Origin of the sequence: Amycolatopsis pretoriensis, from assembly GCF_900107925.1 — a bacterium.
Classification (GTDB): Bacteria; Actinomycetota; Actinomycetes; order Mycobacteriales; family Pseudonocardiaceae; genus Amycolatopsis; species Amycolatopsis pretoriensis.
This window is the reverse complement of sequence record NZ_FNUJ01000003.1, coordinates 281,160-307,621: the sequence shown is the minus strand read 5'-3', so window position 1 is coordinate 307,621 and position 26,462 is coordinate 281,160. Positions and strand designations below refer to the sequence as shown.

Annotated in this window: 31 protein-coding genes; 20 read left to right on the top strand and 11 right to left on the bottom strand. The window is 71.0% G+C overall.

Features of this window, described 5'->3' with window-relative positions; genetic code table 11:
• Positions 1 to 8: 8 nt before the first annotated feature.
• On the bottom strand, positions 9 to 548 hold the full coding sequence (locus BLV96_RS13870) for a GNAT family N-acetyltransferase (RefSeq protein ID WP_086672548.1): 540 nt from the start codon (positions 546 to 548) through the stop codon (positions 9 to 11).
• Between BLV96_RS13870 and BLV96_RS13865 the strand changes: the two genes are divergently transcribed.
• Positions 547 to 1,308: an alpha/beta fold hydrolase gene (locus tag BLV96_RS13865; protein WP_086672779.1), complete on the top strand. Its 762-nt coding sequence runs from the start codon at positions 547 to 549 to the stop codon at positions 1,306 to 1,308. The genes BLV96_RS13870 and BLV96_RS13865 overlap by 2 nt on opposite strands.
• Here the strand turns inward: BLV96_RS13865 and BLV96_RS13860 are convergent.
• Positions 1,296 to 2,108 (bottom strand): phosphotransferase, encoded by an 813-nt coding sequence (locus tag BLV96_RS13860; RefSeq protein ID WP_086672547.1) that lies wholly within the window; start codon positions 2,106 to 2,108, stop codon positions 1,296 to 1,298. The genes BLV96_RS13865 and BLV96_RS13860 overlap by 13 nt on opposite strands.
• A gap of 135 nt (positions 2,109 to 2,243) precedes the next feature.
• Between BLV96_RS13860 and ctaD the strand changes: the two genes are divergently transcribed.
• The 4 genes from ctaD to BLV96_RS13840 all read left to right on the top strand — a co-directional run bounded on the left by ctaD (position 2,244) and on the right by BLV96_RS13840 (position 6,582).
• On the top strand, positions 2,244 to 4,037 hold the full coding sequence (gene ctaD / locus BLV96_RS13855) for an aa3-type cytochrome oxidase subunit I (RefSeq protein ID WP_091389178.1): 1,794 nt from the start codon (positions 2,244 to 2,246) through the stop codon (positions 4,035 to 4,037).
• A gap of 118 nt (positions 4,038 to 4,155) precedes the next feature.
• Entirely contained in the window at positions 4,156 to 5,385 is a 1,230-nt protein-coding gene (gene serB / locus BLV96_RS13850; RefSeq protein WP_086672543.1) for a phosphoserine phosphatase SerB, read from the top strand.
• Positions 5,382 to 6,161: a peptidyl-tRNA hydrolase gene (locus tag BLV96_RS13845; RefSeq protein WP_086672541.1), complete on the top strand. Its 780-nt coding sequence runs from the start codon at positions 5,382 to 5,384 to the stop codon at positions 6,159 to 6,161. The genes serB and BLV96_RS13845 overlap by 4 nt, the downstream gene beginning before the upstream one ends.
• A 16-nt stretch (positions 6,162 to 6,177) precedes the next feature.
• Positions 6,178 to 6,582: an OsmC family protein gene (locus BLV96_RS13840; protein ID WP_086672539.1), complete on the top strand. Its 405-nt coding sequence runs from the start codon at positions 6,178 to 6,180 to the stop codon at positions 6,580 to 6,582.
• On the opposite strand, the gene BLV96_RS13835 is transcribed toward BLV96_RS13840, so the two are convergent.
• The 3 genes from BLV96_RS13835 to BLV96_RS13825 form a co-directional block, all read right to left on the bottom strand.
• Positions 6,579 to 6,920 carry a hypothetical protein gene (locus BLV96_RS13835; RefSeq protein ID WP_086672538.1) on the bottom strand — a complete coding sequence of 114 codons (342 nt, stop codon included), beginning with the start codon at positions 6,918 to 6,920 and terminating at the stop codon, positions 6,579 to 6,581. The two genes, BLV96_RS13840 and BLV96_RS13835, sit on opposite strands and share 4 nt — an antisense overlap.
• 60 nt (positions 6,921 to 6,980) lie before the next feature.
• A complete protein-coding gene (locus BLV96_RS13830; RefSeq protein ID WP_091389175.1) occupies positions 6,981 to 9,029 on the bottom strand; it encodes an ATP-dependent DNA helicase in 2,049 nt (682 codons plus the stop codon).
• Positions 9,030 to 9,131: 102 nt separating this feature from the next.
• Positions 9,132 to 9,719 (bottom strand): biotin transporter BioY, encoded by a 588-nt coding sequence (locus BLV96_RS13825; RefSeq protein WP_091389173.1) that lies wholly within the window; start codon positions 9,717 to 9,719, stop codon positions 9,132 to 9,134.
• Between the two features lie 213 nt (positions 9,720 to 9,932).
• Here BLV96_RS13825 and BLV96_RS13820 point away from each other — a divergent pair, with 213 nt between their 5' ends.
• On the top strand, positions 9,933 to 10,550 hold the full coding sequence (locus tag BLV96_RS13820) for a choice-of-anchor P family protein (RefSeq protein WP_086679744.1): 618 nt from the start codon (positions 9,933 to 9,935) through the stop codon (positions 10,548 to 10,550).
• A 67-nt stretch (positions 10,551 to 10,617) separates the two neighbouring features.
• Here the strand turns inward: BLV96_RS13820 and BLV96_RS13815 are convergent, their stop codons facing one another.
• Genes BLV96_RS13815 through BLV96_RS13805 form a run of 3 tightly spaced genes read right to left on the bottom strand, consistent with a single transcriptional unit; the run spans position 10,618 to position 13,160 of the window.
• Positions 10,618 to 11,262 carry a bifunctional 4-hydroxy-2-oxoglutarate aldolase/2-dehydro-3-deoxy-phosphogluconate aldolase gene (locus BLV96_RS13815; protein WP_086679746.1) on the bottom strand — a complete coding sequence of 215 codons (645 nt, stop codon included), beginning with the start codon at positions 11,260 to 11,262 and terminating at the stop codon, positions 10,618 to 10,620.
• Positions 11,259 to 11,837 (bottom strand): isochorismatase family protein, encoded by a 579-nt coding sequence (locus BLV96_RS13810; protein WP_086679748.1) that lies wholly within the window; start codon positions 11,835 to 11,837, stop codon positions 11,259 to 11,261. Before BLV96_RS13810 ends, BLV96_RS13815 begins: the two co-directional genes overlap by 4 nt.
• A 21-nt stretch (positions 11,838 to 11,858) precedes the next feature.
• Complete coding sequence (locus BLV96_RS13805) at positions 11,859 to 13,160, bottom strand: nicotinate phosphoribosyltransferase (RefSeq protein WP_086679750.1); 1,302 nt, start codon at positions 13,158 to 13,160, stop codon at positions 11,859 to 11,861.
• Between the two features lie 74 nt (positions 13,161 to 13,234).
• Here BLV96_RS13805 and clpS point away from each other — a divergent pair, with 74 nt between their 5' ends.
• Genes clpS through BLV96_RS13780 form a run of 5 tightly spaced genes read left to right on the top strand, consistent with a single transcriptional unit; the run spans position 13,235 to position 15,830 of the window.
• The gene (clpS, locus tag BLV96_RS13800; RefSeq protein ID WP_086679752.1) at positions 13,235 to 13,534 is read left to right on the top strand and encodes an ATP-dependent Clp protease adapter ClpS; all 300 of its coding nucleotides are present in this window, start codon (positions 13,235 to 13,237) and stop codon (positions 13,532 to 13,534) included.
• A complete protein-coding gene (locus BLV96_RS13795; protein WP_086679754.1) occupies positions 13,531 to 14,088 on the top strand; it encodes a DUF2017 domain-containing protein in 558 nt (185 codons plus the stop codon). The genes clpS and BLV96_RS13795 overlap by 4 nt, the downstream gene beginning before the upstream one ends.
• Complete coding sequence (locus tag BLV96_RS13790; protein ID WP_086679756.1) at positions 14,085 to 15,065, top strand: P1 family peptidase; 981 nt, start codon at positions 14,085 to 14,087, stop codon at positions 15,063 to 15,065. Before BLV96_RS13795 ends, BLV96_RS13790 begins: the two co-directional genes overlap by 4 nt.
• A gap of 31 nt (positions 15,066 to 15,096) precedes the next feature.
• Positions 15,097 to 15,339: an ATP-dependent Clp protease adaptor ClpS gene (locus BLV96_RS13785; protein WP_086679758.1), complete on the top strand. Its 243-nt coding sequence runs from the start codon at positions 15,097 to 15,099 to the stop codon at positions 15,337 to 15,339.
• Positions 15,336 to 15,830 carry a hypothetical protein gene (locus tag BLV96_RS13780; RefSeq protein WP_086679760.1) on the top strand — a complete coding sequence of 165 codons (495 nt, stop codon included), beginning with the start codon at positions 15,336 to 15,338 and terminating at the stop codon, positions 15,828 to 15,830. Before BLV96_RS13785 ends, BLV96_RS13780 begins: the two co-directional genes overlap by 4 nt.
• Before the next feature lie 4 nt (positions 15,831 to 15,834).
• On the opposite strand, the gene BLV96_RS13775 is transcribed toward BLV96_RS13780, so the two are convergent.
• Positions 15,835 to 16,212, bottom strand: coding sequence for a hypothetical protein (locus tag BLV96_RS13775; RefSeq protein ID WP_086679762.1), 378 nt, complete (start codon positions 16,210 to 16,212; stop codon positions 15,835 to 15,837).
• A 71-nt stretch (positions 16,213 to 16,283) separates the two neighbouring features.
• On the opposite strand from BLV96_RS13775, the gene BLV96_RS13770 reads away from it, so the two are divergent.
• The 4 genes from BLV96_RS13770 to BLV96_RS13755 all read left to right on the top strand — a co-directional run bounded on the left by BLV96_RS13770 (position 16,284) and on the right by BLV96_RS13755 (position 18,719).
• Positions 16,284 to 16,691: a M67 family metallopeptidase gene (locus tag BLV96_RS13770; RefSeq protein WP_086679765.1), complete on the top strand. Its 408-nt coding sequence runs from the start codon at positions 16,284 to 16,286 to the stop codon at positions 16,689 to 16,691.
• 64 nt (positions 16,692 to 16,755) lie between these two features.
• Entirely contained in the window at positions 16,756 to 17,028 is a 273-nt protein-coding gene (locus BLV96_RS13765) for a MoaD/ThiS family protein (RefSeq protein WP_086679767.1), read from the top strand.
• 3 nt (positions 17,029 to 17,031) lie between these two features.
• The gene (locus tag BLV96_RS13760) at positions 17,032 to 17,982 is read left to right on the top strand and encodes a PLP-dependent cysteine synthase family protein (protein WP_086679770.1); all 951 of its coding nucleotides are present in this window, start codon (positions 17,032 to 17,034) and stop codon (positions 17,980 to 17,982) included.
• Between the two features lie 14 nt (positions 17,983 to 17,996).
• Entirely contained in the window at positions 17,997 to 18,719 is a 723-nt protein-coding gene (locus BLV96_RS13755; RefSeq protein ID WP_086679772.1) for an aspartate/glutamate racemase family protein, read from the top strand.
• Here BLV96_RS13755 and BLV96_RS13750 read toward each other — a convergent pair.
• Entirely contained in the window at positions 18,709 to 19,557 is an 849-nt protein-coding gene (locus tag BLV96_RS13750) for an arylamine N-acetyltransferase family protein (protein ID WP_086679774.1), read from the bottom strand. The genes BLV96_RS13755 and BLV96_RS13750 overlap by 11 nt on opposite strands.
• A 93-nt stretch (positions 19,558 to 19,650) precedes the next feature.
• Here BLV96_RS13750 and BLV96_RS13745 point away from each other — a divergent pair, with 93 nt between their 5' ends.
• Genes BLV96_RS13745 through rdgB form a run of 5 tightly spaced genes read left to right on the top strand, consistent with a single transcriptional unit; the run spans position 19,651 to position 23,301 of the window.
• Positions 19,651 to 20,295, top strand: coding sequence for a rhomboid family intramembrane serine protease (locus BLV96_RS13745; RefSeq protein WP_086679776.1), 645 nt, complete (start codon positions 19,651 to 19,653; stop codon positions 20,293 to 20,295).
• Entirely contained in the window at positions 20,292 to 21,098 is an 807-nt protein-coding gene (gene murI / locus BLV96_RS13740; RefSeq protein ID WP_086679777.1) for a glutamate racemase, read from the top strand. Before BLV96_RS13745 ends, murI begins: the two co-directional genes overlap by 4 nt.
• A gap of 29 nt (positions 21,099 to 21,127) precedes the next feature.
• Positions 21,128 to 21,895, top strand: coding sequence for an MBL fold metallo-hydrolase (locus tag BLV96_RS13735; RefSeq protein WP_086679779.1), 768 nt, complete (start codon positions 21,128 to 21,130; stop codon positions 21,893 to 21,895).
• Between the two features lie 24 nt (positions 21,896 to 21,919).
• Positions 21,920 to 22,696: a ribonuclease PH gene (gene rph, locus BLV96_RS13730; RefSeq protein ID WP_086679794.1), complete on the top strand. Its 777-nt coding sequence runs from the start codon at positions 21,920 to 21,922 to the stop codon at positions 22,694 to 22,696.
• Positions 22,693 to 23,301, top strand: a complete 609-nt coding sequence (gene rdgB, locus BLV96_RS13725; protein WP_086679782.1) for an RdgB/HAM1 family non-canonical purine NTP pyrophosphatase — start codon at positions 22,693 to 22,695, stop codon at positions 23,299 to 23,301. The genes rph and rdgB overlap by 4 nt, the downstream gene beginning before the upstream one ends.
• Here the strand turns inward: rdgB and BLV96_RS13720 are convergent.
• Positions 23,298 to 26,435 (bottom strand): NACHT domain-containing protein, encoded by a 3,138-nt coding sequence (locus BLV96_RS13720; RefSeq protein ID WP_086679784.1) that lies wholly within the window; start codon positions 26,433 to 26,435, stop codon positions 23,298 to 23,300. The two genes, rdgB and BLV96_RS13720, sit on opposite strands and share 4 nt — an antisense overlap.
• Positions 26,436 to 26,462: the final 27 nt, after the last annotated feature.

Here is a 26,462-nt window from a genome sequence, read left to right as displayed (position 1 = left end):
CGCCCGGCTCAGCGCCGGTAGTGCCGCGAGAACGCGCCGTCGTACAGCTCCTCCGTGTACTCCGTGAAGCCGAGCCGCTCCGCCACCCGCAGCGACGGCTTGTTCTCCACGCTGACGCTCGCCAGCACCGGCACCGACGGCAGCTCGCGGGCACACCACTCCAGGACCGCCAGCCCGGCCTCCGCCGCGTACCCCTTGCCCCACGCCGACGGCCGGAACCGGTAGCCGAGGTTCAGCACCTTCTCGCCGTGGAACTCCCGCAGCCGCACCCCGCACATGCCGATCACCTCGGCGCCCCCGCGTTCGAGCACCGCGGGGTAGCCGAAGCCGTGCTCGGCCCAGTGCGCCAGCCACTCCGAGAACATCGCCGACGCGCGCGGGACGTCGGGCGGGTCGGGGTGGAAGCGGTTGGTGCGCGGGTCGGTGTGGATGTCGACCATCGCCTGCCGGTCCGCCTCGTGGAGCGGACGCAGCAGCAGCCGGTCGGTTTCGATGTCGGTGAACACATCGGCGAAGCTAGCGCGGGGGTCCGACAAAATGGCCCGCATGACCGAACTGCCGCTGGTCCTCCTCCACGCCTTTCCCCTGGACGCCCGCATGTGGAACGCGGTGCGCGAGCCCCTCGCTTCACACCTTCGGGTGATCACTCCGGACCAGCGCGGGCTCGGCCGCTCGCCGCTGCCGGAGTCCGATCGCGAGCCGAGTCTCGAGGACGCCGCGCGTGACGTCCTCGCCCTGCTCGACCGCCTGGAACTGGACCGCGTCGTGCTCGGCGGCTGCTCGATGGGCGGCTACCTCGCGATGGCCGTGCTGCGGCTGGCGCCCGAGCGGGTCGGCGGGCTCGTGCTCATCGACACCAAGGCGACGCCCGACACGCCCGAGGCCGCCCAGAGCCGGCTGGACGTCGCGAAGCGCGTCGACGACGAAGGCGTCCACGGCTGGCTGGCCGATGCCAACCTGCCGAACCTGCTGGCCGATTCGACCCGCGAAGAGCGCCCGGACGTCGTCGGGAACGTCCGGGAGATCATCGAATCGCAGCCGCCGGCCGGCATCTCGTGGACGGCGCTCGCCCTGCGGACGCGGCCGGATTCCCTCGATCTGCTACGCGAATCGGGCGTCCCCGCGCTGGTCGTCGTGGGCGAAGAGGACCCGATCACCCCGCTGGCCGCGGCGAACGAGATGGTCGAAGCGCTGGACGGCGCGACCCTCGTGGTGCTCCCGGGCGCCGGCCACCTGACCCCGCTGGAGGATCCGGCGGGCGTGGTCGAGGCGATCCTGTCCTGGTACCCGGCGACTCACGAGAAGTAGGCGTCGAGCGCCGAGCGGGCGCCGGCCAGCCGGTCCGGGAACCGGATCGCGATGACGAACTGCCAGACCGCGGCATACAGCTCTCGCAGCCGGGTGAAGTAGCGAAGAGCGTCTTCGTCCACGGACGCCGGGTACGCGGCGAGGTACTCCGGGCCGCCCTGCCGGGCGAGGATGCCGAGGTCCCAGGCCAGCGGCCCGCGCCAGGTGTCTTCGAAGTCCAGCCAGCACGGGCCGGCGGGGGTGGCGATCAGGTTGCCGGGGTGCGCGTCGCCGTGCAGCGGCTGCGCGGCGACGTCCGGCAGCAGCGCGGCGAGCCGGTCCGCCTCGGCGCGCAACCGGGGGTCCAGGTCGTGCCGGTCGAAGATGCGCCCGAGGTCGTCCAGCGGGCCGCGCCGCGGGAGTTCGCCGGGGTACTCGCGCAGCGCCGCGTGCACCTCGGCGAGCGACCGGGCGACGACGTCCGGTGCGTACCGGTGGTCCGGATCGTGCGGGGTGTGGTTCCAGAGAGTGACCGGCAGTCCCTCGGCGAAATGCGGTCCGGCCGGGGCATCCGTGGCCGGTGAGACGACGCGCACACCACGGTCCGTGAGGAACCCCGACACCGCCAGATCCCGTTCCTGCCAGGCCGGACCGAGCCGCGCCAGGCGGCTGGTCCCCGGCACCCGCGCGACCAGCGGACCCAGCCTCACCAGCACGTTCGAGCGCTCGTGGAGCACCTCGGGCTCGTGCGCGCGCAGGCCGAGCCGCGAGGTCACCGTCAGTGCGGCGCGGACCGCCGCCCGCGTGTATTCGTCGGCCACGGCCCGATCTTGCCAGCCGGTGCGCGCGACTGTCGGTAGCGAGGGCTACGATCCCCCTTGACCGCTGATCCGGGCGTTGCCCACCTCGGCGGCCGGACGATGACCACCACGAGGTTCTGAGTGTTGGAGGCAGGAGTGACGGCCGTAGCCCCCAAGCCGATCGCGACGCGCCCGTATCCCGCGCACGAGTCGGTCAAGGGTTCGTACCTGCTGCGGTTGTTCCGCACGACGGACCACAAGCAGATCGGGATCATGTACCTGGTCACGTCGTTCGCCTTCTTCATGGCGGGCGGCGCGATGGCCATGCTCATCCGCACCGAGCTGGCGCGCCCCGGGCAGCAGTTCCTTTCGCAGGAGCAGTACAACCAGCTCTTCACCATGCACGGCACGGTGATGCTGCTGCTGTACGCGACCCCGATCCTCTTCGGCTTCGCGAACTTCGTGCTCCCGCTGCAGATCGGCTCGCCGGACGTCGCGTTCCCGCGGCTGAACGCGTTCTCGTACTGGCTGTACCTCTTCGGCGGCCTGATCGTGCTGTCGGGCTTCCTGACGCCGGGTGGCGCCGCCGACTTCGGCTGGTTCGCCTACACCCCGCTGTCGGACGCGATCCACTCGCCGGGCGTCGGCGCGGACCTGTGGATCTCCGGCCTGGTGGTCTCCGGTCTCGGCACCATCCTCGGCGCGGTCAACATGGTCACCACCGTGGTCTGCCTGCGCGCGCCCGGCATGACGATGTTCCGGATGCCGATCTTCACCTGGAACATCCTGGTGACGTCGATCCTGATCCTGCTCGCCTTCCCGATCCTGACCGCGGCCCTGATGGGCCTGCTGGCGGACCGGCACCTCGGGGCGCACGTGTTCGACCCCGAAAACGGCGGCGTGATCCTCTGGCAGCACCTGTTCTGGTTCTTCGGCCATCCAGAGGTCTACATCGTCGCCCTGCCGTTCTTCGGGATCGTGTCGGAGATCTTCCCGGTCTTCAGCCGCAAGCCGATGTTCGGCTACAAGAGCCTGGTCTTCGCGACGCTGGCCATCGCGGCGCTGTCGGTCGCGGTGTGGGCGCACCACATGTACGCCACCGGCGCCGTGCTGCTGCCGTTCTTCTCCTTCATGACGTTCCTGATCGCGGTCCCGACCGGCGTGAAGTTCTTCAACTGGATCGGCACGATGTGGAAGGGCCAGCTGTCCTTCGAGACGCCGATGATCTTCTCGATGGGCTTCATCGTCACGTTCCTCTTCGGCGGCCTGACCGGCATCATGCTGGCCGCGCCGGCGATCGACTTCCACGTGTCGGACAGCTACTTCGTCGTCGCGCACTTCCACTACGTGCTCTACGGCACGATCGTGTTCGCCACCTTCGCCGGCATCTACTTCTGGTTCCCGAAGATCACCGGCCGGATGATGGACGAGAAGCTCGGCAAGTGGCACTTCTGGACCACGTTCATCGGCTTCCACGGCACGTTCCTCGTCCAGCACTGGCTGGGTGCCGAGGGCATGCCGCGCCGGTACGCGGACTACCTGACCAGTGACGGCTTCACGACGCTGAACACGATCTCCACGATCGGCGCGTACATCCTCGGTGCCTCGACGCTGCCGTTCATCTGGAACGTCTTCAAGAGCTACCGGTACGGCGAGATCGTCACGGTGGACGACCCGTGGGGCTACGGCAACTCGCTCGAGTGGGCGACGTCCTGCCCGCCGCCGCGGCACAACTTCACCGAGCTGCCCCGGATCCGGTCCGAGCGGCCCGCGTTCGAGCTGCACTACCCGCACATGATCGAGCGCATGCACTCCGAAGGCGAGATCGGCTTCTTCGGGAAGCAGAAGCTCAACAGCCACGCGGCGCCGTCGCAGGTGCTCACCGAAGCGGTGATCCCGGGAGACCACTCCAGCGACAACGCCAGCGAGCAGGGCGACGACAAGCAGTAACAACCCGAACGAGTGAGAGCGCGTGCCCGGCTTTTGTGAAGCCGGGCACGCGCTCTACTTATGTCCGGGCCCGGACCGGCAGACTGACCGTGCAGCGTTGCCGAACGAGGGATGACCAGTGACCCAGACCCCCGTCCTGATCACGACGACCGGCCCCGACAAGCCGGGTGTCTCGTCCGTGCTGTTCGCCGTGCTGACCCGCCACGACGTCGACGTGCTGGACGTCGAACAGGTCGTCATCCGCGGGCAGCTCGTGCTCGGCGTGCTCGCCGGCGTGTACCGCGACCCCGAGGGCCTGCAGGAGTCGGTCGAGCAGGCGATGGCGTCCGTCGGGATGCAGGTCGACGTCAAGATCGGTGCGGCCATCGGCGAAGACCCGTTCGCGCTCGGGCGCCGCGACTCCACCCACGTGCTGGTCGTGCTCGGCCGCCCGGTCACCGCGCGCGGCTTCTCCGAGGTCGCCCGGCGGCTGGCGTCGCTCGGCGCCAACATCGACGCGATCCGCAGCGTCGCCGACTACCCCGTGACCGGGCTGGAGCTGTACGTCTCGGTCGACCGGGACACGCCCGAGGCCGACGCCGCCCTGCGGTCGGAGCTCGCCGACGCGGCGGTCGAGGTCGGCGTCGACATCGCCGTCGAGCGGGCCGGGATCACGCGCCGGGCCAAGCGCATGGTCGTCTTCGACGTCGACTCCACGCTCATCCAGGGCGAGGTCATCGAGATGCTGGGCGCGCACGCCGGCGTCGAACCGGAGATCCGCGAGATCACCGAAGCCGCCATGCGCGGCGAGCTGAACTTCACCGAGTCGCTGGAACGCCGGGTCGCGCTGCTGGAGGGCCTGCCCGCCACGGCGATCGACGAGGTCGCCGCGTCGATCGAGCTGACGCCGGGTGCGCGCACGACGATCCGCACGCTCAAGCGGATGGGGTTCAAGACCGGGGTGGTGTCCGGCGGGTTCACCCAGGTCATCGGCGGCCTGGTCCAAGAACTGGGCCTGGACTTCGCGGCGGCGAACGAACTCGAGATCGTGGACGGCAAGCTGACCGGCAAGGTCGTCGGCGACGTCGTCGACCGCGCGGGCAAAGCGAAGGTGCTTCGCCGCTTCGCCGGTGAGTACGACATCCCGCTGGAGCAGTGCGTCGCGGTCGGGGACGGCGCCAACGACATCGACATGCTTTCGGCGGCCGGCATGGGTGTGGCGTTCAACGCCAAGCCCGCGCTGCGCGAGGTGGCCGACACCGCGCTGTCGCACCCGTACCTCGACGCCGTGCTGTTCGTGCTCGGCCTCACCCGCGGCGAGGTCGAGGCGGCCGACGCCGCCGACGGGCTCGAGCTGATGCGTCCGTGAGCAGCGTTCTCGACCCCCTGGGTGCCCGCTACGCCTACTGGCTCGGGCTTCCGGCCGAAGACACGTCGGGCACTTCGGACGAGCTCCCGGAGGAAGTCCGGGCGATGCCGGTCATCCTGCGCATCGAACGCGCCGAGCCGCCCGGCCGCACGCCGCTGCTGGAGGCCGCCGCGGCCGCCGCGCTGGCGGTCTGCCTCGACGAGCGCACCGAGCCCGGCGGCGAGTGGGCCGAGCCGATGCACGCGTGGCTCGACAACCGGATCCGCAAGGTCGCGCGGCGGGCGCGGGGCGCGCACTGGGCGGCCGTGCAGGACCTGCCGGGCATCACCGTCGAGATCGACGGCGCCGAGGCGCGGGCGCTGGTGCCGGGACTGGTCACCGAGGCGCCCAAGGAGGTCTCGCGACTGCAGATCTCGGGCAGCGAACTGCCGCCGGACGAGCCGGGCCCGGTTCCCGGCGGCGTCCCGTTGCTCCTGCTCAACCCGCACACGCCGATGACCGTCGGCAAGGCCGCCGCGCAGGTCGGCCACGCCACGATGATCCTCGCCGCGCTGCTGGACGACGAGCAGCGCGCGGCCTGGGCCGCCCGGGGCTACCGGACCGCCGTGCGGTCGGCGAGCGTCGCGCGGTGGAAGGAACTGCACCCCGGCGACGACCCCGAAGGCGCGTGGCGGCGCGACCGCGTCATCGCCGTGCGGGACGCCGGGTTCACCGAGGTCGACCCGGGCACCATCACGGTTCTCGCGCAGTGGGAGCCGGAACAAGGGGCTTCCTGAGCCGGTTGGAGCGGGCATGGGACTGGAAGTACAGCGCGACGGCCGGCACTCCTTCGTCGGCCGCAACGACCGCGGCGCGGAGGTCCGGCTGGGCCGCACCGGCGCCGAGGGGGCGTTCTCGCCCGCCGAGCTGCTGCAGATCGCGGCCGCGGGCTGCAGTGCGGTGACGGCCGAAGAGCTGATCACGCGGCGGATCGGGGAAGACGCGAAGTTCCGCGTCACCGTCAGCGCCGACCGTCGCGAGGGAGCTTCGGAGCTGGACGCCGTGCACGTCGCATTCGACGTCGACGTGTCGACTTTGGCCGCGGATCAGCGGGAAGCGCTGGCCGGCGCCGTGGATCGCGCGATCGAGCGGCTGTGCACGGTGAGCCGGACGCTCAAGAAGGGGATCCCCGTGACGGAAGAGTTCCCGACCGCCTAGTTCTCGCTGGATTCCCAGACGACGTAGGCCTGGTCGGCGTCGGTCGTCATGGCCTCGATGAACTTCTCGTTGTCGAACCCCGGCAGGGCCTGCAGGCGCTCGATCAGCGCGTCCGCGGCCGGGTCGCCGCTCGGCACCGCCGTGCCCTTGCCGTCGGTGCCCACCAGCATGAAGAAGACGTCTTCGTTCCAGGGGCCGTCGGGGATGACGCGGACCATCACCGACGACAGGCCGGCCCACGTGACGGCCTCTTCGCTGCCGTCCGCGAGCCGCCGCCGCACGCCGGTGTCGTCGACACTGACGGTCCGGGACTGTGCGCTGGACGAATCCTGGGTCAACCGGTGCTCCCTAATGTTGCTTGGGTTGCTTCACCGTACCGGTCGGCGCTGTGGACCGCGTCACGCGGGCGCGGCTGCGTCCAGCCGGCGCAACGCGTCGCGCGCCACCTTCGGGTCCATCGTGGGCCAGAACGGCGGCAGCGACGCACGGAGGAATCCGCCGTAGCGGGCGTTCGCCAGCCGCGAATCCAGCACCGCGACCACCCCGCGGTCGGTGACCGAGCGGTGCAGCCGCCCGGTGCCCTGCGCCAGCAGCAGCGCCGCGTGCGTGGCCGCGACGGTGAGGAAGCCGTTGCCGCCGCGGGCTTCCACCGCGCGTTGCCGCGCCGAGGAGACCGGGTCGTCCGGGCGCGGGAACGGGATCCGGTCGACGACCACGAGCTGCAGCGACGGCCCGGGCACGTCCACGCCCTGCCAGAGGCTCAGCGTGCCGAACAGGCACGTGCGGACGTCCTCGGAGAACTTCTGGACCAGCAGCGAAGTCGCGTCCTCGCCCTGGCAGAGGATCGGGAAGTCCAGCCGCTCGCGCATCTCTTCGGCCGCCTGCTTGGCCGCGCGCATCGAGGAGAACAGCCCGAGCGTGCGGCCGCCCGCGGCCTCGATGAGCTCGGCCAATTCGTCCATTGTGGACGATGCGAGGCCGTCGCGGCCCGGCGGCGGCAGGTGCTTGGCCAGGTAGAGGATGCCGTTGCGCTGGTGGTCGAACGGCGAGCCGACGTCCAGGCCGGTCCACTTCGGCCCGGAGGTGTCCGACGGCGCTTCCTTTTCCGTCGCGGCGCCCGGCGCCTGTTCGACGCGGGCCGAGCCCGGCGGGAGACCCCACTGGCGCGCCATCGTGTCGAACGTGCCGCCCAGGGTCAGCGTCGCCGACGTCAGGACCGTCGTGTGCAGGTTGAAGACGCGCTCGCGCAGCAGCCCGGCGACGCCGAGCGGCGCCACCTTCAGCGCCGGCGGCCGCGGGTTCGACGAGTACTTGTCTCCGGAGAGCCACACGACGTCGCGCTGGTGCGCCTGGTCGTCGTCGAACGCCTCCAGCAGCCGGACCGCGGTGTCGTGCACCTCGTCGAGCAGCGAGCGCGCCAGCTTGCGCGCGGTGGCCCCCTCGACGTCCTCCTTGCGGTCGGAGCCCAGCGCCGTGATGCACGCGTGCGCGGCGTCGCGGACCGCCGGGATCGCGCCCTTCAGCGGCCTCGGCAGCTCGTCCATCCGGCCCGCGGGCAGGTCGTCGACGATCAGCGCCAGCCCGTCACCCGCCTCCAGGAGGCCGTCGGCGATGTCGGCGTCGATCAGCTTGCCGCAGCGGCGCGCGGCCGACGCGCACATCGCGCTGGTCAGTTCGCCGGTGGCGACCGAGGTGACGCGGTCGACGAGGTCGTGCGCCTCGTCGATGATCACGACGTCGTGGTCCGGCAGGACCTGGTAGCCCTGCAGGGCGTCGATCGCCAGCAGGGCGTGGTTGGTGACGATGATGTCGGCGCGCCCGGCCTCGGCGCGGGCCTTCTCGGCGAAGCAGTCCGTGCCGATCGGGCAGCGTGAGGCGCCGAGGCATTCCCGCGCCGTGACCGACACCTGGCGCCACGCCTGGTCGGAGACGCCGGGTACGAGCTCGTCGCGGTCGCCGGTTTCGGTGTCCGACGACCACTCCCGCAGCCGCGTGACCTCCTTGCCCAGCCGAGACACCGCGAACGGGTCGAAGAGCTGGGCGTCCTCCGGCTCGTCCGGCGCGCCGGAGTCGAGGCGGTGCAGGCACATGTAGTTGCGGCGGCCCTTGAGGATCGCGAAGGTCGGTTCGCGGCCCAGCGGCTTCTTCAGCGCCTTCGCCAGGCGCGGGAGGTCGCGGTCGACGAGCTGGCGCTGCAGCGCGATGGTCGCCGTCGAGACGACGACGGTGGCTTCCTTCTCGACGGCGTGGCGGATCGCGGGGACGAGGTAGGCCAAGGACTTGCCGGTGCCGGTGCCCGCCTGCACGGCCAGGTGCTCGCCGGTGCGGATGGCGCGGCCGACGGCGTCCGCCATCTCCACCTGCCCTGGGCGTTCGGCACCGCCCACGGACTCCACCGCGTGGGTGAGGAGTTCGAGGACGCCGGGGAAATCGGTTCGGGCGGGCACAGCGACACATTAGCCGCCACCACCGACAGAGATCGGTGCTCCGTCGCGAACGGGCCACTCGCGTCGCGGAACCTCCCGGGTGAGAGGTCCCGCGACGAGCGATCAGTCCTGCTCGCGGCCCGAGACCAGCTTCCAGGTCAGCGGCAGCAGACCGGCGGCGACGACGATCTTGATCGCGTCCCCGATCAGGAACGGCGTGACGCCCTTGGCGAACGCCGTCGACAGGTCGAACCCGGTCGAGGCCATCAGCCACGGCACGCCGAACGCGTAGATCACGACGTTGCCGAGCACCATCGTGCCCGCGGTGCGCACCGGCGTCCGGTCGCCGCCGCGGCCGGCGAGCGCGCCCACGAGCGCGCCGGCGAAGACGAACCCGACGATGTAGCCGGCGCTCGCACCGGACAGGCCCGCGGTGCCGTGCTGGAACCACGGCACACCGACCGCCCCGACGAGCAGGTAGACCAGCATCGACGCGGCACCGCGCGACATGCCGAGCGACGCGCCGACGAGCAGCGCGGCGAACGTCTGGCCGGTCATCGGCACCGGGCTGCCGGGCACCGGGATCGTCAGCTGCGCGGCGGCGCCGGTGAGCACGGCACCGCCGGCGACCAGCGCGATGTCCCGGACGAGGGAACCGGGCACGAGGTCGGCCAGCACGGGCCGCTTGGCGGCGAAGGACAGCGAAGACACGAAACCTCCCAGGGTGGGACACAGGCGACGATCGAGGTTAACGCTCGTTACCCCCGCGGCAGCCCCTTAAGTTGCGTTCCTCACCGGCCACCCGTCCGGGTGGACCCGATCAGGGGCGGCACCCGGCCTGCCGATGACGAGATGGGTAACTACGAACTGTCACGCGAACGGGGAGGCCGGCACATGCGAACCGCCAGGAAGAGGACATTCCGGTTGCTGGCGGTGACGACGCTGGCCACTCCGCTCCTGGCCGCGGCGCCGCCGGTGACGTCCACCGGATGGGCGTCTTCCGGCTCGCTGGACGTGACGGTCGACAACGAGCACGTCGTCACCGGTGAGCTGGCGAAGTGCACCGCCGACGGTCCGTACCGCGCCCGGACGGTCGGGGGCACGACCGGCGACGTCGCGGCGTTCGGCATCGGCGAGAGCGGCTGCGGCCGCTCGGGCGCGGTGTCGGTCGCGCAGGCGTCCGGGCACCGGTTCGAAGCGACGGTGCTCCAGCGCTACGGCGGCCCGGTGATCACGGTGCGCACCTACTCGGCGAAGTGCGCCACGAGCGAGACCGGCAGCGGCGGCGAGGTCTCGATCGGCACGGTCGAGGGGATCACCGTGCCCGCGCAGATACCGCCGAACGACCGGATCGTCATCCCGGGCGGGGCAGCGGGCACGGCGTTGGCGACGGTGATCCTCAACGAGACCGTGACGCCCCAGCCGCCGGACGGCAGCCTGGTGACGCACGCGGTGCACATCAAGCTGTTCCCGCAGGGCGGCCCGGCGAGCGGCGACATCTACCTCGGCACAGCCGCCTGCGACCCCTTCGGCAAGAAATAACGCGGCACTTTCACGTGAAAGTGCCGCTTTGTGCCGCAAAGCGCAGCTTTCACGTGAAAGCTCGGGTTCAGGGGGTGGTGAAGCGGGCGGCGGCCGCGACGAACTCGCCCGCCCGGGTCGCCAGGTCCGGGAGGCTGCCGCTCGGCGAGAGAGCGTCGCCCAGCAACGGCGTCGCCGCGGCCACCGCGATCGCGCCCGCCTTCAGGTAACCCTCGACGTCGGACAGGTGGACGCCGCCCGTCGGGACCAGCGGGACGTCCGGCAGCGGCGCCCGGACCGCGCGCAGGTAGGCGATCCCGCCCACCGCCGCGACCGGGAACACCTTCACCGCGGCCGCGCCGAGCCGCCACGCCTGGTCGATCTCCGTCGGCGTCAGCGCGCCGCAGACCACCGGGGTGTCCAGGTCGGCCGCGCGCTCCAGCACCGCCGGGTTGACCGTCGGCGTGATCAGGTACGCCGCGCCCGCGTCGACCGCGATGTCCACATCGGACGGTTCGCGGACGCTGCCCGCGCCGATCAGCGCGTCTTCGCCGAGCGCCAGGCGCAGCGCGGTGATGGCCGCGGGTGCGCCCGGCGTGGTCAGCGTCGCTTCGAGCAGGCGGACGCCCGCCGCGTGCAGCACCATCGCCGCGTCGGCGAACCGCGACGCGTCGGCGGCGCGCAGGATCGCGACGAGCCGGTGTTCCGCCAGCAGCGCCCGCAGGTCCTTCACCCGGCCGACCCGACGAACGCCGTGCCGGTGTGGGTGACCCCCGCCTCGTCGAAGTCCGCGATCGTCGCGTCCACCGTCGGCTGCGAGCCGCCGACCGTCAGGTCCAGCAGCACCCGGACACCGAAGCCGGCCCGGGCCGCGTCGAGCGCCGTCGCGCGGACGCAGAAGTCCGTGGCGATGCCGACGACGTCGACGTCGGTGACGTCGTGCTCGCGCAGCCACGTCTCCAGGGACTTCCCGTCGCGAGCCGCGCCTTCGAAGCCGGAGTAGGCCGCGCTGTACTCGCCCTTCGAGAACACCTCGCCGATCGGGACGATGTCGAGCGCGGGGTGGAACGACGCGCCCGGCGTGCCGGCGACGCAGTGCACCGGCCAGCTGTCCTTGAAGTCGGGCGTCTCGCTGAAGTGGTCGCCCGGGTCGATGTGGTTGTCCCGGGTGGCCACGACGTGGCTGTACCCGCCTTCGGCGGCCTGCTTCGAGATGCCGGCGGCCGCGGCGGCCCCGCCCGGCAGGCCGAGCGAACCCCCTTCACAGAAGTCGTTCTGCACGTCCACCACGATCAGCGCGGTCCCCATGGTCGAACTCCGTTCGGAAGATCAGAAGAAGAGCGTCGGGATAGCGGGCTCGCCGTGCGAGAGCTTGAGGCCCTCCCACGGCAGGCTGACCAGGCCGCGGCGCAGCCGCTGCCTCGCGTCGTCGAGCGTAGGCAGGTCCGCCTCCGCGCGGCCGCCGCGGATCAGGGGAATCTGCAGCGGGCGGTCGTTCGCCTCCGGCTCCGGGGCCTTCCCGGACGTGGTCCAGACGACCTCTTCAACCGCCGTCCCGGTGCCGCGGTGGCGCCGCAGCGCGGACTTGCGCCCGCCGCGGGACTCCTTGTGCGCGCTGCGCTTGGCGACCGGCCTGCCGTCCACCTCGACCAGCTTGTAGACCATCCCGGCGGTCGGCGCGCCGGAGCCGGTGACCACCGACGTCCCGACGCCGTACGCGTCCACGGGCTCCGCGCGCAGCGCCGCGATGGCGTGCTCGTCGAGGTCGCCGGACACGACGATCCGGGTGTCCTTCGCACCCAGGGAGTCCAGCTGCTCGCGGGCGCGGCGGGCGAGCGGGCCGACGTCGCCGGAGTCGATCCGGATCGCGCCCAGCTCCGGCCCGGCGACGCGGACCGCGGTCTCGATGCCGGCGGTGATGTCGTAGGTGTCGACCAGCAGCGTCGTGTCCGCGCCCATCTTGTCGACCTGCGCGCGGAAGGCCGCTTCTTCGCTGTCGTGCAGCAGCATGAAAGCGTGCGCGACGGTGCCGCGGGTCGGAATGCCGTAGCGGCGGCCGGCTTCCAGGTTCGACGTGGTCGCGAAGCCGGCCAGGTAGGCGGCGCGCGCGGCGGCGACGGCGGCGTACTCGTGCGTGCGGCGCCCGCCCATTTCGATGATCGGGCGGCCGTGCGCGGCGCCGGACATCCGGGCCGCCGCGGACGCGATCGCGCTGTCGTGGTTGAGGATCGACAGGACGAGCGTCTCCAGCAGCACGCACTCGGCGAACGAGCCGGTGACCGTCAGCAGCGGCGAGCCCGGGAAGTACAGCTCGCCCTCGGGGTAGCCGTCGATGTCACCCGAGAACTCGTAGCCGGCGAGCCACGCCAGCGTCGCGTCGTCGACGACCGCCGTGGCCTCCAGCTGCGCCAGCTCGGCGTCGGTGAAACGGAAGTCCGCGATCGCGTCGAGGACGCGGGCGGTACCCGCGACGACGCCGTAGCGGCGCCCGTCCGGCAGGCGCCGGGCGAACACCTCGAACACGCAGGGCCGCTCGGCCGTCCCGTCGGCGAGCGCGCTGCCCAGCATGGTCAGCTCGTAGTGGTCGGTGAGCAGCGCAGTGCTGGCCGTCGCCGGCTCCGGTGAACCCATGGGGTCAGCCTATTCACCCACATGGCCGGACCTGGCGCGGCGTACCCCGTGCGCCCCGTGACACCATGGGGTGCATGTCCACGCCTGTCGCATCCGAACAGACGCAGGTCGAACCGGCCGGTGCGGAAGTCGCCGAGTCGGACACCCCCTGGCGGACCGTGGTCTGGAACGACCCGGTGAACCTCATGTCGTACGTGACGTACGTCTTCCAGAAGCTGTTCGGCTACAGCCGCGACCACGCCACCAAGCTGATGCTGGACGTGCACCACAAGGGCAAGGCGATCGTGTCGTCCGGCAGCAAGGAGAAGGTGGAGACGGACGTGGCGAAGCTCCACGCGGCGGGCCTGTGGGCGACCATGGAGCAGACCTCGTGAACGGCTGGCGGCGCAAGGGCGCGGTGATCCACGCCGGGTTCGAGCAGCAGGAGGCGGCGGTCCTGCGCGGACTGGTCAGCCAGCTCGAGGACATGCTGACCGCGCGCGCCGAGGAGGCGCCGCAGGACGAGCTCGCCGAGCTGACCGGCATCCGGACCGGGCCCACCGAATCGCCGGACGACCCGGTGCTCTCGCGGCTGCTCCCGGACTTCCACAAGCTCGACCCGGACAACCCGTCGCGGGAGGACATCGACGCGGCCGCGGCGATGCGCTCGCTGCACGAGCCGGAACTGCTCGACGTCAAAGTCGGCGTCGCGAAGATCGTGCTCGACACGCTGCCGCGCGACGGCGGCCACGTCCGGCTGACCGAGGAGCAGGCCGACGCCTGGCTGGGCGCGCTCAACGACGTCCGGCTGGCGCTGGGCACCGCGCTCGACGTCACCGAGGACATGCCCGACGAGCTGCCCGAGGACGACCCGCGGGCGCCGCACCTGGGCGTCTACCACTGGCTGACCTGGGTGCAGGAGACGCTGATCCAGGCGCTGACCGGATGATCACCGACGTACCGGGGGTCCTCGTCGGGCACCACGAGCGGGTCGGCGACGGCTGGGCGACCGGGACGACGGTCGTTCTGGTCCCGGACGGCGCGGTCGGCGCCGTCGACCAGCGCGGCGGCGCGCCGGGCACGCGGGAGACCAACCTGCTGGAGCCGGAGAACCTGGTGCAGCGGGTCAACGCGGTGTGCCTCTCCGGCGGTTCCGCGTACGGGCTGGCCGCGGCGGACGGCGTCATGAAGTGGCTCTCCGAGCGCGACCTGGGCTTTCCGGTCGGGACCCGGCCGCACGAAGTCGTGCCGATCGTGCCCGCGGCCGTGCTGTTCGACCTGCCGCGCAGTGAGTGGGGCAACCGGCCCGACGCGTCCTTCGGCTACTCGGCGTGCGAAGCGGCTTCGGGCTCTTTCGCGCTGGGCACGGTCGGAGCCGGTGCCGGCGCGGCTGTGGGGTCGCTGAAGGGCGGGATCGGTTCCGCGAGCGAGGTCGTCGGCGAGTACACGGTGGGCGCGCTGGCGGCGGTCAACGCGGCCGGCGAAGCCGTGGACCTGTCGACCGGCCGGGCGTACGCGGCCGACCACGGCGACTTCGGCGTGACGTGGCCCTCGCGGGCCGCTGACCTGCCTTCGCGGCGGACGGACCTGAACACGACGATCGGCGTGGTGGCGGTCGACGCGGCGCTGTCCAAGGCCGAGGCGCGCCGGCTGGCGGTCGCGGCCCAGGACGGGCTCGCGCGTGCGGTGCGTCCGGCACACACGATGTTCGACGGCGACACGGTGTTCGCGCTGGCCACGGGGGCGCGAGAGCTGCCGGACGCGAGCGGGCCGTTCGGCGCGGCGGCGCGCCCGGCGGCGTTGGACGCACTGTGTTCGGCGGCGGCGCGGGTGTTCGCGCGGGCGATGGTCCACGGGCTCCTGGCGGCGACCACGGCCGGCGGGGTGCCGGCCTACCGGGACGTCTGGCCGGAGGCGTTCGCGTAACGCCGGACGGCCCGGTTCGGATCATCCCGGGGTGCAGCTCGACGAGAAGTGGGTCGTCCGGATCCACGACGACAACGTGAACAGTTTCGCCGGGGTGGCGCTCGTGCTGGCCGAGCTGCTGGGCTTGCCCGTCGAAGAATCGTGGGCCGCCGCGGAGCGGATCCACACCACCGGCTCGGCCGGGCTCGACCCGCTGCCGGCCGGACCGGCGGAGGACTTCGTCGCCGCCCTGCAGGTCCGCGGCCTGCACGCGACCCTGGAGCCGGCCCCGTGACCGACTTCGCGCACGTCACGGCGTGGTCCGGGCGCGTCCGGCTCGCGCTGGCGCCCAACACCGCGTCGGTGCTGCACCGCACCCTCACCGAGGTCGCGGCCCGGCTGGGCGGCTCCGGGCGGAAGCGGATCGCGGACGCCACGCTGTTCCCCGATGCCTACCGGCGCCGCCAGCCGAGTGCGGCCTTCCGGGACCGGCACGGCGCCGCGATGCGCGCGGAAGTGGCGGCCGCGTTCTCCCGGGTCCTCGCGGCCTGGGACGGCGCGACGGTGCTCGACCTCGACCTCGCGGGCGCCCGTGACCTGCGGCTCGTACTCGCCCACGCCCAGTCGGCGTACCTGCGGCAGCCGCGCTGGGAGGTGCCGGCCGACGACCTGTTCGCGACGCGGTGGGGCTCCGAAACGAAGGTCGCCTGGCTCCAGGAGCTGGAAAGCCACGTCGCGACGGCCGCGCTGGCCCGGGACGACGTGCCGGTCTTCCTGGAGCTGTGACGGCTCAGAGGTCCGGGAGCGGATCCGGCGGCAGGTCGTGGGCGCCTTCGAGGTTCGCCGCGCGGACGGCGCTCACGTACTCCTCGTCGATCTCGAGGTGCAGCCGGGCGAACGACAGCACCGGGCCGAGTGACGGGTGGACCTCGACCGGGCCGATCTCGGTGCGCCGGGAGACGCGGTCGTAGACCGCCTTCGGCGAGTAGCGGCGGAACCGGCCGCCGTAGAGCACCGTGATGGCGCGGTCGGTGACCACGATGAAGAACGCGGCGCGCGTGCGGACGCCGTCGACGTAGAGCGAAATGCCGGGGATGAGGTACTGGATCACCTCGCCGTCTTCGAGGAACTCGCGGCAGCGTTCACGGGCGTTCGCGGGCATCGGCATGCCTCGATTGTCCTGGTGAGCGCAATATCTCATCATCTGGACAGCTTGTGTCCACCACCTAAGATGTCGGTGTGCTCCGGATCCGCCGTGAACTCGTCGACGAGATCGTCGCCCACGCCCGTCGTGACCACCCCGACGAGGCGTGCGGCGTGATCGCCGGGCCCGAGGGGTCCGACTCGCCCGAGCGGTTCATCCCCATGCTGAACGCCGCCCGCTCGCCGACGTTCTACGAATTCGACTCCGGCGACCTGCTGAAGCTCTACCGCGAAATGGCCGCCAACGACGAGGTGCCCGTGGTGATCTACCACTCGCACACCGCGACCGAGGCCTACCCGTCGCGGACCGACGCGAACATCGCGGCCGAGCCGGACGCGCACTACGTGCTCGTCTCCACCCGTGAGCCCGAAGTGCACGAGTTCCGCTCGTACCGGATCGTGGACGCCGAGATCACCGAGGAGCCGGTCGAGATCGTCGACTGACCCTCGGAATAAACCGCCGCGCCACCGGCGTCTGCGTGTAAGAACCCACCGGAGGTAAGAACCCATGGCCGTGACCGTCTCCATCCCGACGATCCTGCGCACCCACACCGGCGGCGAGAAGTCCGTCGAGGCGAAGGGCGCGACCGTCCTCGAGGTCATCGACGACGTCGAGTCCCGCCACGCCGGCATCAAGGGCCGCCTGGTGAAGGAGGAGAAGCTGCACCGCTTCATCAACGTCTACGTCAACGACGAGGACGTGCGCTTCGCCGGCGGGCTCGAGGCCGAGGTCAAGGACGGCGACACCCTGACCATCCTCCCCGCCGTGGCCGGTGGCTGATCGATGGCTCGCTTCGAGTCCCTGCTCGACGCGCTCGGCGGCACCCCTCTGGTCGGGCTGCCCCGGCTCTCGCCCACGCACGACGTGCGCCTCTGGGCGAAGCTGGAGGACCGCAACCCGACCGGCTCGATCAAGGACCGCCCCGCGCTGGCCATGATCGAAGCCGCCGAGCGCGAGGGCAAGCTCCGCCGCGGCTCCACGATCCTGGAGCCGACGTCGGGCAACACCGGTATTTCGCTGGCCATGGCCGCCAAGCTCAAGGGCTACGGGCTGGTCTGCGTGATGCCGGAGAACACCTCGACCGAGCGCAAGCAGCTGCTGCAGGCCTACGGCGCGCGGATCGTGTTCTCGCCGGCCGCGGGTGGCTCGAACGAGGCCGTCCGGCGGGCGAAGGAGCTGGCCGAGGCGAACCCCGAGTGGGTGATGCTCTACCAGTACGGCAACCCGGCCAACGCCGACGCGCACTACCGCGGCACCGGGCCGGAGCTGCTGAAGGACCTGCCGACGCTGACGCACTTCGTCGGCGGCCTCGGCACGACCGGCACGCTGGTCGGCGTCGGGCGCTACCTGCACGAGGCGAAGCCGGACGTCCAGGTGATCGCGGCCGAGCCCCGCTACGGCGAGCTGGTGTACGGCCTGCGCAACCTCGACGAGGGGTTCGTGCCGGAGCTGTACGACGCTTCGGTGCTCAACGGCCGGTATTCGGTCGGCGCGTACGACGCTTTGCGGCGCACCCGCGAGTTGCTGGAGCACGAAGGCATCTTCGCGGGCATCTCGACTGGCGCGGTGCTGCACGCGGCGCTGGCGGTGGCGGAGAAGGCCGCAGCCCGCGGCGAGGCGGCGGACGTGGCTTTCGTCGTGGCGGACGCGGGGTGGAAGTACCTGTCGACGGGGGCGTACGCGGGGTCGCTCGACGAGGCCGCCGAACGGCTCGACGGGCAGCTCTGGGCCTGAGGCATCCTGATGGCATGAAGGTCATCGGGTTGCTGGGCGGGATGAGCTGGGAATCGTCGATCGAGTACTACCGGCTCGTCAACGAACGCGTGAAAGCCCTGCTCGGCGGCTTCCACTCGGCGCACACCGTGCTCTACTCCGTCGACTTCGCCGCCATCGAACGGATGCAGGCCGAAGACCGCTGGGACGATGCCGGGGCCGAGCTGAACCGGGCCGCTCGCGCTCTCGAAGCCGCCGGGGCCGACTTCGTCGTGCTCTGCACCAACACCATGCACAAGGTCGCCGACCGGCTGGAAGACGGCCTCGGCATCCCGTTGCTGCACCTCGGCGACGCCACCGCCGCGGCCATCGAGGCCGCCGGGGTCCGGCGGGTCGGGCTGCTGGGCACCGGGTTCACCATGGGGCAGCCCTTCTACCGCGACCGGCTCGCCGCGCACGGCCTCGACGTCCTCGTGCCCGCCGAAGACGATCGCGACCTCGTGCACCGCGTCATCTACGACGAGCTCGTGCTCGGCGTCGTGAAGCCCGAGTCGCGCGAGGCCTACCGGGGCGTGATCGGGCGGCTCGTCGAGGCCGGTGCCGAGGGGATCATCTACGGCTGCACCGAGATCGAGCTGCTGGTCGGCCCGGACGACGCGCCCGTGCCGACCTTCCCCACCACCAGCCTGCACGCCGACGCCGCCGTCGGCTTCGCGCTCGGCAAGACGCCGCTGCCGCCGGCGCCGGTCACACGCTGACCACCGGCCCTCCCGCGTGGGCCTCGTGCTGCGTCACGACCTGGCGCCACAGCCGCTCGCGCTCGGCGTCCGTGAACAGGTCCGGCGTGACGCCGAAGACGTCCGCCGCGGCCGTCCACCACTCGGCCGGCGACTCGACGACCTCCTTCACCCCGTGGCGGTTCAGGGTCCGCGCCCGCAGGGTGTCGACGCCCGCCGCGTCCCGGCGTTGCAGCACGCAGACCCGGACGAACCCGGACTCCGGCGAGGTCGACAGCCACGCGTGTTTCTCCGCGAAGTCGGCCATCTCCGCCGCGCCCGGGGCGAAGTCGAAGCCCGCGAAGCTGCCCGACGGGTCGTGGTCGAACCGCCAGCCGCCCGGCGCGACCTCCGACGGCCGTAGCCGGTAGGTGTGCGGGCCCTGGGTGTACGTGCCTTCCCGTAGGGGGAGCGGCTCGTGGATGCCGTCGCCGAGCCCCACGTCGATCAGCCACGTCGCCGCCGGGTCGTCCGGCAGCCCGGAGACGGTCAGCGCCAGGTGGTTGCGGTCGACGTTCGGAGCGTCGCCCGGACCGCCCTGCACCCCGCCGAGGTGGCGCGTGACCTGGTAGCCGAGTTCGCGCAGCAGGGCCGAGAAAGCACCGTTCAGGTGGTAGCAGTACCCGCCGCGGCCCCGCAGGATCCGCGCCAGCGACGCCGACGGCTCCAGCGGTGTCGGCCGGCCGAGCTGGACCTCCAGCGCCTCGTACGGCACGCGCTCGACCTGCGCCGCGTGCAGCCGCCGCAGCGCGGCCACGCTCGGCGGCTCCGCCTCCAGACCGAGCCGGTCCAGGTATCCCGTGACATCGAAGTTCCCCATGCCGCGAAACGTTAGCGGCGAGGACCGACAAAAAGCCGGGATCAGGGATTTCACCCGAGGTGAACGCGGCCGGATCGACGTAGCGTCGATCACGTGAGCACCTTGAACCCCGCCCCGGAAACCGACGCCGCCAAGCGCGTGCTGCCGCCGAAGCCCAAGGCGGCCGCGCTCGTGGCGCTCTCCTTCACCCTGCTGCTCTACCTGGTCGAACTGGCGGACGTGATCCTGCCCGGCGACCTCGACCAGGGCGGCATCCACTCGCGGGCCCTCTCCGGCCTCGACGGCGTGCTCTTCGCGCCGCTGCTGCACGCCGGCTGGTCGCACCTGTTCGCGAACACCGTGCCGGTGCTGCTGTTCTCCTTCCTCGCCATGGCCGCCGGGATCGGCCGGTTCGCCCTGGTCACGGCCATCATCTGGGTGGTGTCCGGGCTCGGCGTGTGGCTGGTCGGCCCGGCGAACGGGGTCACCGTCGGCGCGTCCGGGCTGGCCTTCGGCTGGCTCGCCTACCTGCTGGTGCGCGGCATCTTCAACCGCGCGGCCGGGCAGATCCTGGTCGCCGTCGTCCTGCTCGGCGTGTGGAGCGGCATGCTCGCCGGGCTGCTGCCGGGCAATCCCGGCGTTTCCTGGCAGGGACACGTCTTCGGCGCGCTGGCCGGCGTCCTCGCGGCGTGGCTGACCGGCCGCACGGGCAAGTCCCGCAAAGCCGAGCCCGCGGTCCCGGGTAACCTCGAAGGGTGACATCTTCGCCCGCGGACGCCCCGATCGGCGTGTTCGATTCCGGCGTCGGCGGGCTGACGGTGGCCAGGGCGCTGCTGGAGCAGCTGCCCGCCGAGCAGCTCCGCTACGTCGGTGACACGGCGCGCAACCCGTACGGCCCGCTCCCGATCGCCACCGCCCGCAGCTACGCGCTGGCGGCGCTCGACGAGATCGTCGAGAGCGGCGTGAAGGCGCTGGTCATCGCGTGCAACACGGCGTCCGCGGCCTGCCTGCGCGACGCGCGCGAGCGCTACGACGTGCCGGTCATCGAGGTGGTCCTGCCCGCGGCGCGGCGCGCCGTCGTGGCCACCCACACCGGGCGGGTGGGGGTCATCGGCACCGAGGGCACCGTGCGGTCGCGCGCCTACGAGGACGCGTTCGCCGCCGCGCCGGGCATCACGCTCACCAGCGTCGCCTGCCCGCGCTTCGTGGACTTCGTCGAGCGGGGCATCACCTCCGGCCGTCAGGTGCTCGGGCTCGCGCAGGGCTACCTCCAGCCCCTGCTCGACGCCCAGGTCGACACGCTCGTGCTCGGCTGCACGCACTACCCGCTCCTGCAGGGCGTGCTGCAGATCGTGATGGGCCAGGAGGTCACCCTGGTCTCCAGCGCGGACGAGACGGCCAAGGACGTCGTCCGCGTGCTCACCGAGCGGGACCTGCTGACGACCCGGGAGACGCCCCCGCGCCACGAGTTCCTGGCCACCGGCTCGGCCGAGCCGTTCACCCGGCTCGCCGCGCGGTTCATGGGATTCGCCCCGGGTGTCCTCGCTCCCACCACCGCGTGATCGCGCCTGAAGGCGCTTAGGGTGTCGACGTGCGACTGACCATCCTCGGGTGCTCCGGCAGCATCCCCGGGCCGAACACCGCGGCGTCCGGCTACCTGGTCGAGGCGGAGGGCTTCCTGCTCGGCCTCGAACTCGGCAACGGCACGCTGGCGCAGCTGCAGGCCGTGGCCGACCCGTTCGACCTCGACGCGCTCGTGCTCACGCACCTGCACCCCGACCACTGCGCCGACGTCAGCGCGCTCACCGTCCTGCGGCGCTACCACCCGGCGCCGCCGTACCCGGCGCGCCCGCGCCTGCTGCCGCTCTACGCGCCGCCGGACGCGCCGGTCCGGCTGGCCAACGCGTACGCGCCCAACGAGACCGAGCGGGCCGTCACGGACCTTTCCGACGTCTACGCCTTCCACCCGCTGCGGTCGGAGCCGTTCCGGATCGGCCCGTTCGAGGTCGTCGCGGTCGAGGTCGACCACCCGACCCCGGCGTACGGCCTGCGCATCTCCTACGGCGGCCGGATCCTGGCGTTCACCGGCGACACCGGGCCGTGCCGGGCGCTGAACGAGCTCGCCGACGGCGTCGACCTCCTGCTCGCCGAAGCGTCCTGGACGGACTCGGCGGAGCGGCCGGCCGGGGTGCACCTGTCGGGCAAGCAGGCCGGCGAGCTGGCGCGCGACGCCGCGGTCGGACGGTTGCTGCTGACGCACATCGCGCCGTGGACCGACGCCGGCGCGGTTCTGGCCGAGGCCTCGGCGGAGTTCCCCGGCGCCGAGGTCGTCAAGCAGGGTGCCGTCTACGACGTCTGACCCGCCGGTCCTAGAGTGCTCTCCGTGGCTCGCAAAGATGGCAGGAACGACGACCAGCTCCGGGACATCAAGATCACCCGGGGGTTCCAGCAGTGGCCGGCGGGGTCGGTCCTGATCGAATTCGGCAACACGCGCGTGCTGTGCGCGGCGAGCGTCACCGAAGGGGTGCCGCGCTGGCGGGCCGGGTCCGGGCTGGGGTGGGTGACCGCCGAGTACGCGATGCTGCCGTCGGCGACCAACACCCGCGGCGACCGCGAGTCGGTCAAGGGCCGGATCGGCGGGCGCACGCACGAGATCTCGCGGCTGATCGGCCGTTCGCTGCGGGCCTGCATCGACCTGGCCGCGCTGGGCGAGAACACGATCGTCATCGACTGCGACGTCATCCAGGCCGACGGCGGCACCCGCACGGCCGCGGTGACCGGCGGCTACGTGGCACTGGCGGACGCGATCACGTGGCTGGGCGCGGCGAACCGGCTCAACGACCCGCAGCCGCTGTCGTCGTCGGTGGCCGCGGTGAGCGTCGGCGTGGTCGACGGCCGGGTGCGGCTCGACCTGCCGTACGAGGAGGACTCGCGCGCCGAGGTCGACATGAACGTGGTGGCGACGGACGCGGGCACGCTGATCGAGGTCCAGGGCACCGGCGAGGGCGCGACGTTCGCCCGGTCCACTTTGGACACCATGCTGGACGTGGCGCTGGCGGGGTGCGCCGAGCTGACCCGGTTGCAGAACGAGGCGCTGGCGCTGCCGTACCCGGGCGAGCTGCCGGAACCGCGTCCGGACAAGAAGAAGGGCTCGAAGTGACGAAGCTGCTTTTGGCGACTCGCAACGAGAAGAAGCTGGGCGAGCTGCGGCGGATCCTCGTCGCGGAAAGCATTTCCGGCATCGAGGTGCTTGGTCTCGCGGACGTCCCTTCGTTCCCGGAGGCTCCGGAGACCGCGCCGGATTTCGAGGGCAACGCGGTGGCGAAGGCGCGCGACGCGGTGGCGGCTTGCGGGTTGCCGGCTATTGCCGACGATTCGGGTCTTGCGGTCGACGCGTTGAATGGCATGCCGGGGGTGTTGTCGGCTCGGTGGTCGGGTGGCCACGGCGATGACGACGCGAACTTGGACTTGGTGCTGGGGCAGTTGCGGGATGTGCCCGATGAGCGTCGTGGGGCGCAGTTCGTTTGCGCGGCGGCTCTTGTTTTGGTGTCCGGTGAGGAGACTGTTGTCCGCGGCGAGTGGCGCGGGTCGCTGGTTCGTGCGCGGCGGGGTGTGAACGGGTTCGGGTATGACCCGATCTTCGTGCCGGACGGGGAGTCGCGGACGTCTGCGGAGATGGAGCCGGCGGAGAAGGACGCGGTTTCCCACCGGGGGCGCGCTTTGCGGGCTCTGTTGCCGGCGCTGCGGGAGCTTGCTGAGGGTTAGTCGACGATCAGCTTGACACCGGGGCCGAGCTTCTCCACGCCGAGGAGCTCGGTCTTGGTGGCTTCGATGGTCAAGGTCAGGTCGGCCAGTGGACTGAGATCCACCGGTGTCGAGAGTGAGTGGAGAGTCAACCTGCGCAGATGTGGTGCGGTGGCGACAAATCCGAGATCGTCGATCTCCGTGCTGCGGAGATCAAGGTCCTCCACCTGGGGAAAGCATGCGATGATCGCCTCGCCGGTCATGTGAATCTTTTCTGACCTGCCCTGAGAGTGGATCACGACACTTTTCGGTGCAGTCAGCGGAGCCGATGCGGTCAATGTTCCCGGTCGAATCCCCTGAAGGACGATTGTGCTCAGTTCTTCTAAAGCGGTGAGCGGATCGAGGCTTTCTACCTGCTGTAGGCTGTTGAGGGCCAGGAAATTGACACTCGTCAGCTCGCTGAAGTCTTCAAGATCGCGCCACGGCAGCCTGTTGTTGAGAATCAGGTACTTCAGCTGATGAAGATTCTTCAAGCTTCGTATGCCGATGAACTTGCGAGCGAAGTGCAGGAAGATCGAGTCCAGGTTTGAGTGATTTCTCAATGATCCGAGATCGACGGTAGCATCCTCGCGTAAGAATAGCAGAACAGAGGTCAGGCATGCTGCAGATTCGAACGCGCTAAGGTCTGATTGCGTCTCCGAGAATGGTAGGCTCACTCGGAGATCAGAAAGATTCTTGAGATGCCGCACGTGCGGTAAAAGTCGTGCGGTCTCGACGATGACCGAGCCGTCATCCAGGGGAGAATCGGCCAAGACCTCGATCGCATAGCTCTCAGGATCGAAGTATTGCCAGGCGTGGCACAGTTGCTCCTGAACCTTCGAGCGGGAATCCTGCGCGTAGTTGCGTAGAAGCTTCAGCGCTTCGGTGCCCGCGGTCAAAGCCGCCGCTCGGACCGAAGCCGCTGCCACCGCGTCCGACAGCCCCTCAAGGGTCTCCGGCAGGTACCTCAGCACCCGATGTCCGATCGACGCCAACGACCGCGTCTCACGCATGCTTCGCGGCGGCACCAAATGCTCCTGGACCGTCCGCTCGACCCGCGCGATGACGTCCGGCGACACATTGCTCACCGTCTCTAGACAGGCCGCCGCCAGCAACCGCAGGTGCCGGGCGTGACGGGTTTCCTCGTCCGCCCGGTCCAGGATTCCGTTCAGCAGGGTCCCCGCCTGATGGTGTTTCGCGTGACCGCAAGCCATTACGATCGTCTCCCACCACGTGTCCAGGTGGGCTCGGTCGATCAGCGTCTCCAGATAGTCCTGTTCGGTCGCTTCGTTGGCGGCCAGGCACTCCTGGAACGTTCGGTGCACGAAGTCGACCCGGTCCCGCACCGGCTCGCGGAGCACCCCGCTGCGTTCCAGAAGGTGATCCAGCACTTCGTCCGGCGTGTGGTCGACGTGCGGCAGCGACGGCAAGCGCCGGGCCACCTGCTGCCGGACGCGTTCCTTGGGCAATTCCACCTTCGAAGCCATGGTGAGCCGCCACGCCAGATCACCCAGCAAGATCTGCTTCTGCGCTTCCGTGAGGATCACACCGATCTTGCGCTCCGCGTCACGCAGGTGCAGCAGCATCGACAGCGCCTTGCGGTACAGATCCATCCGGTCGCGCGGCAGTTCCGACCGGTGCGCCAGGTTGAGCGCGCATAGCATGGCGCACAGGAGAGGGCTCGCTGCCAGCGTCCGCAGGTGCGGGCGGCTGTCGAGCTGGTTGAGCAGCCGTCGCTGGACCGCGGGCAGGTCCGTGTCCGGTCGTACTGTTCCGCCGGCCGCAGCCGCTTTGTGCCAGCGCTCCACCAAGGCCCGGATGTCGTCGGCGTTCATCGGCTCGAGCAGGACGCAGCCGAACTCTTCTTGGAGCAACCAGCGTTGATCGGCCGCAGCCGTGCGCGAGGTCACGACGACCACGCTGTCCGGGAAGGCCATCGTCAGTTCGCGCAGCCAGGATTTCACCCCCCGGCGGTGGCTCGTGCCCACCTCGTCAACGCCGTCGACCAAGACCATGGCCCGGCCGGTCTCGAGGAGACGGCGGGCCCAGCCCTCCGGCGGCGCCAGCATCGGCGCGATGTGCGCCACGAACTCCTCCGGATGCGGCAGCGGCTGGGCGGCGAAGGACCGTAGCCGAATCGGGAACGGTACCCGGCCGTTCCAGCCGGCGAGCTTGCCGGTGAACCGGCCACGAGCCGCCGTCACCGCCAGCCAGTCCAGCAGTGTCGTCTTGCCAGATCCTGCCTCCCCGCGCACCAGGACCCGGATGGTGCCGCTCAGTGCCGTTTCCACCCGCATGTTCGCGCTACCGACGTGGTCGTGGCGCTTTTCGAACCACAGCTCATCCATACGGCGGTCGGCCGGACGGGATTCGCCCTCGGGCGAGACGCTCAAGCTCAGGTAGGCGACCGTCAACGGTAGCGCAGGCTGGTCGTCCATGGTCAGGCCGAGCAGTTCCAGCCGGTCGAGGGTGCGGGCGAGGAAGCTCAGATAGCCAACCTCGAACTCGGCGTCGCGGTCGATGCCTTCCGGGGCCGCGAGGCTCGTCTTGGGGAGCCGCGCGAGCAGCTCCTCCAGTTGGTCACCCTGCTTGCTCAGCCGGCTCAGCACCTCCGCGAGCGCGCGCGGTTGAAACGACGGCAGGTGGCGGACCACCTGCACCAGGTGCCGACACGCTTGGTCCAGCGCCAGCTCGTACAACGCCGCTGCCTTCGGGGCGAGGTGCCGTGAAGCCGCCAGGTCGGGCAACGAACCGCGGATCTGCCGGGCCAGCTGCTCCGGATCCGCGTCCACCGACAGCAACGCCTCGTCCGACAGATCCGCCTTCGTCAGCGCGTCTTCGACCGCCAGGAAGGCCGCGTTGATCTCGTTCTGCGGCAACGTCGAAAAGCGGTCGGCGAGGACCTGCTCCAACTGCTCGGCCACCTGCGTGCCGATGTGCTGGACCAGGTTCTCCAGCTTGCGCCGCTCCAGCGGCCCCTTCAGCTCGCCCGCCGCGAGGTCGACCAGATCAGCGGACCGCGCGACGCCGGCCTTTCGCCGTTGCAGCCACGATTTCGCCGCCGATGACGCGATCTGCCCGCCGAGTTTCAGCGCCGGTGCTTCCAAGCCCGTCAAAACGTCCTCCCGCCCTCAGACCGCCGG

Coding starts and splice junctions, on each gene's coding strand:
- BLV96_RS13865 (WP_086672779.1), top strand. CDS start 547: ATGACCGAACTGCCGCTGGTCCTCCTCCACGCCTTTCCCCTGGACGCC.
- BLV96_RS13870 (WP_086672548.1), bottom strand. CDS start 548: ATGCGGGCCATTTTGTCGGACCCCCGCGCTAGCTTCGCCGATGTGTTC.
- BLV96_RS13840 (WP_086672539.1), top strand. CDS start 6,178: ATGGGACTGGAAGTACAGCGCGACGGCCGGCACTCCTTCGTCGGCCGC.
- BLV96_RS13810 (WP_086679748.1), bottom strand. CDS start 11,837: ATGGGGACCGCGCTGATCGTGGTGGACGTGCAGAACGACTTCTGTGAA.
- BLV96_RS13805 (WP_086679750.1), bottom strand. CDS start 13,160: ATGGGTTCACCGGAGCCGGCGACGGCCAGCACTGCGCTGCTCACCGAC.
- clpS (WP_086679752.1), top strand. CDS start 13,235: ATGTCCACGCCTGTCGCATCCGAACAGACGCAGGTCGAACCGGCCGGT.
- BLV96_RS13790 (WP_086679756.1), top strand. CDS start 14,085: ATGATCACCGACGTACCGGGGGTCCTCGTCGGGCACCACGAGCGGGTC.
- BLV96_RS13775 (WP_086679762.1), bottom strand. CDS start 16,212: ATGCCGATGCCCGCGAACGCCCGTGAACGCTGCCGCGAGTTCCTCGAA.
- BLV96_RS13765 (WP_086679767.1), top strand. CDS start 16,756: ATGGCCGTGACCGTCTCCATCCCGACGATCCTGCGCACCCACACCGGC.
- BLV96_RS13760 (WP_086679770.1), top strand. CDS start 17,032: ATGGCTCGCTTCGAGTCCCTGCTCGACGCGCTCGGCGGCACCCCTCTG.
- BLV96_RS13755 (WP_086679772.1), top strand. CDS start 17,997: ATGAAGGTCATCGGGTTGCTGGGCGGGATGAGCTGGGAATCGTCGATC.
- BLV96_RS13750 (WP_086679774.1), bottom strand. CDS start 19,557: ATGGGGAACTTCGATGTCACGGGATACCTGGACCGGCTCGGTCTGGAG.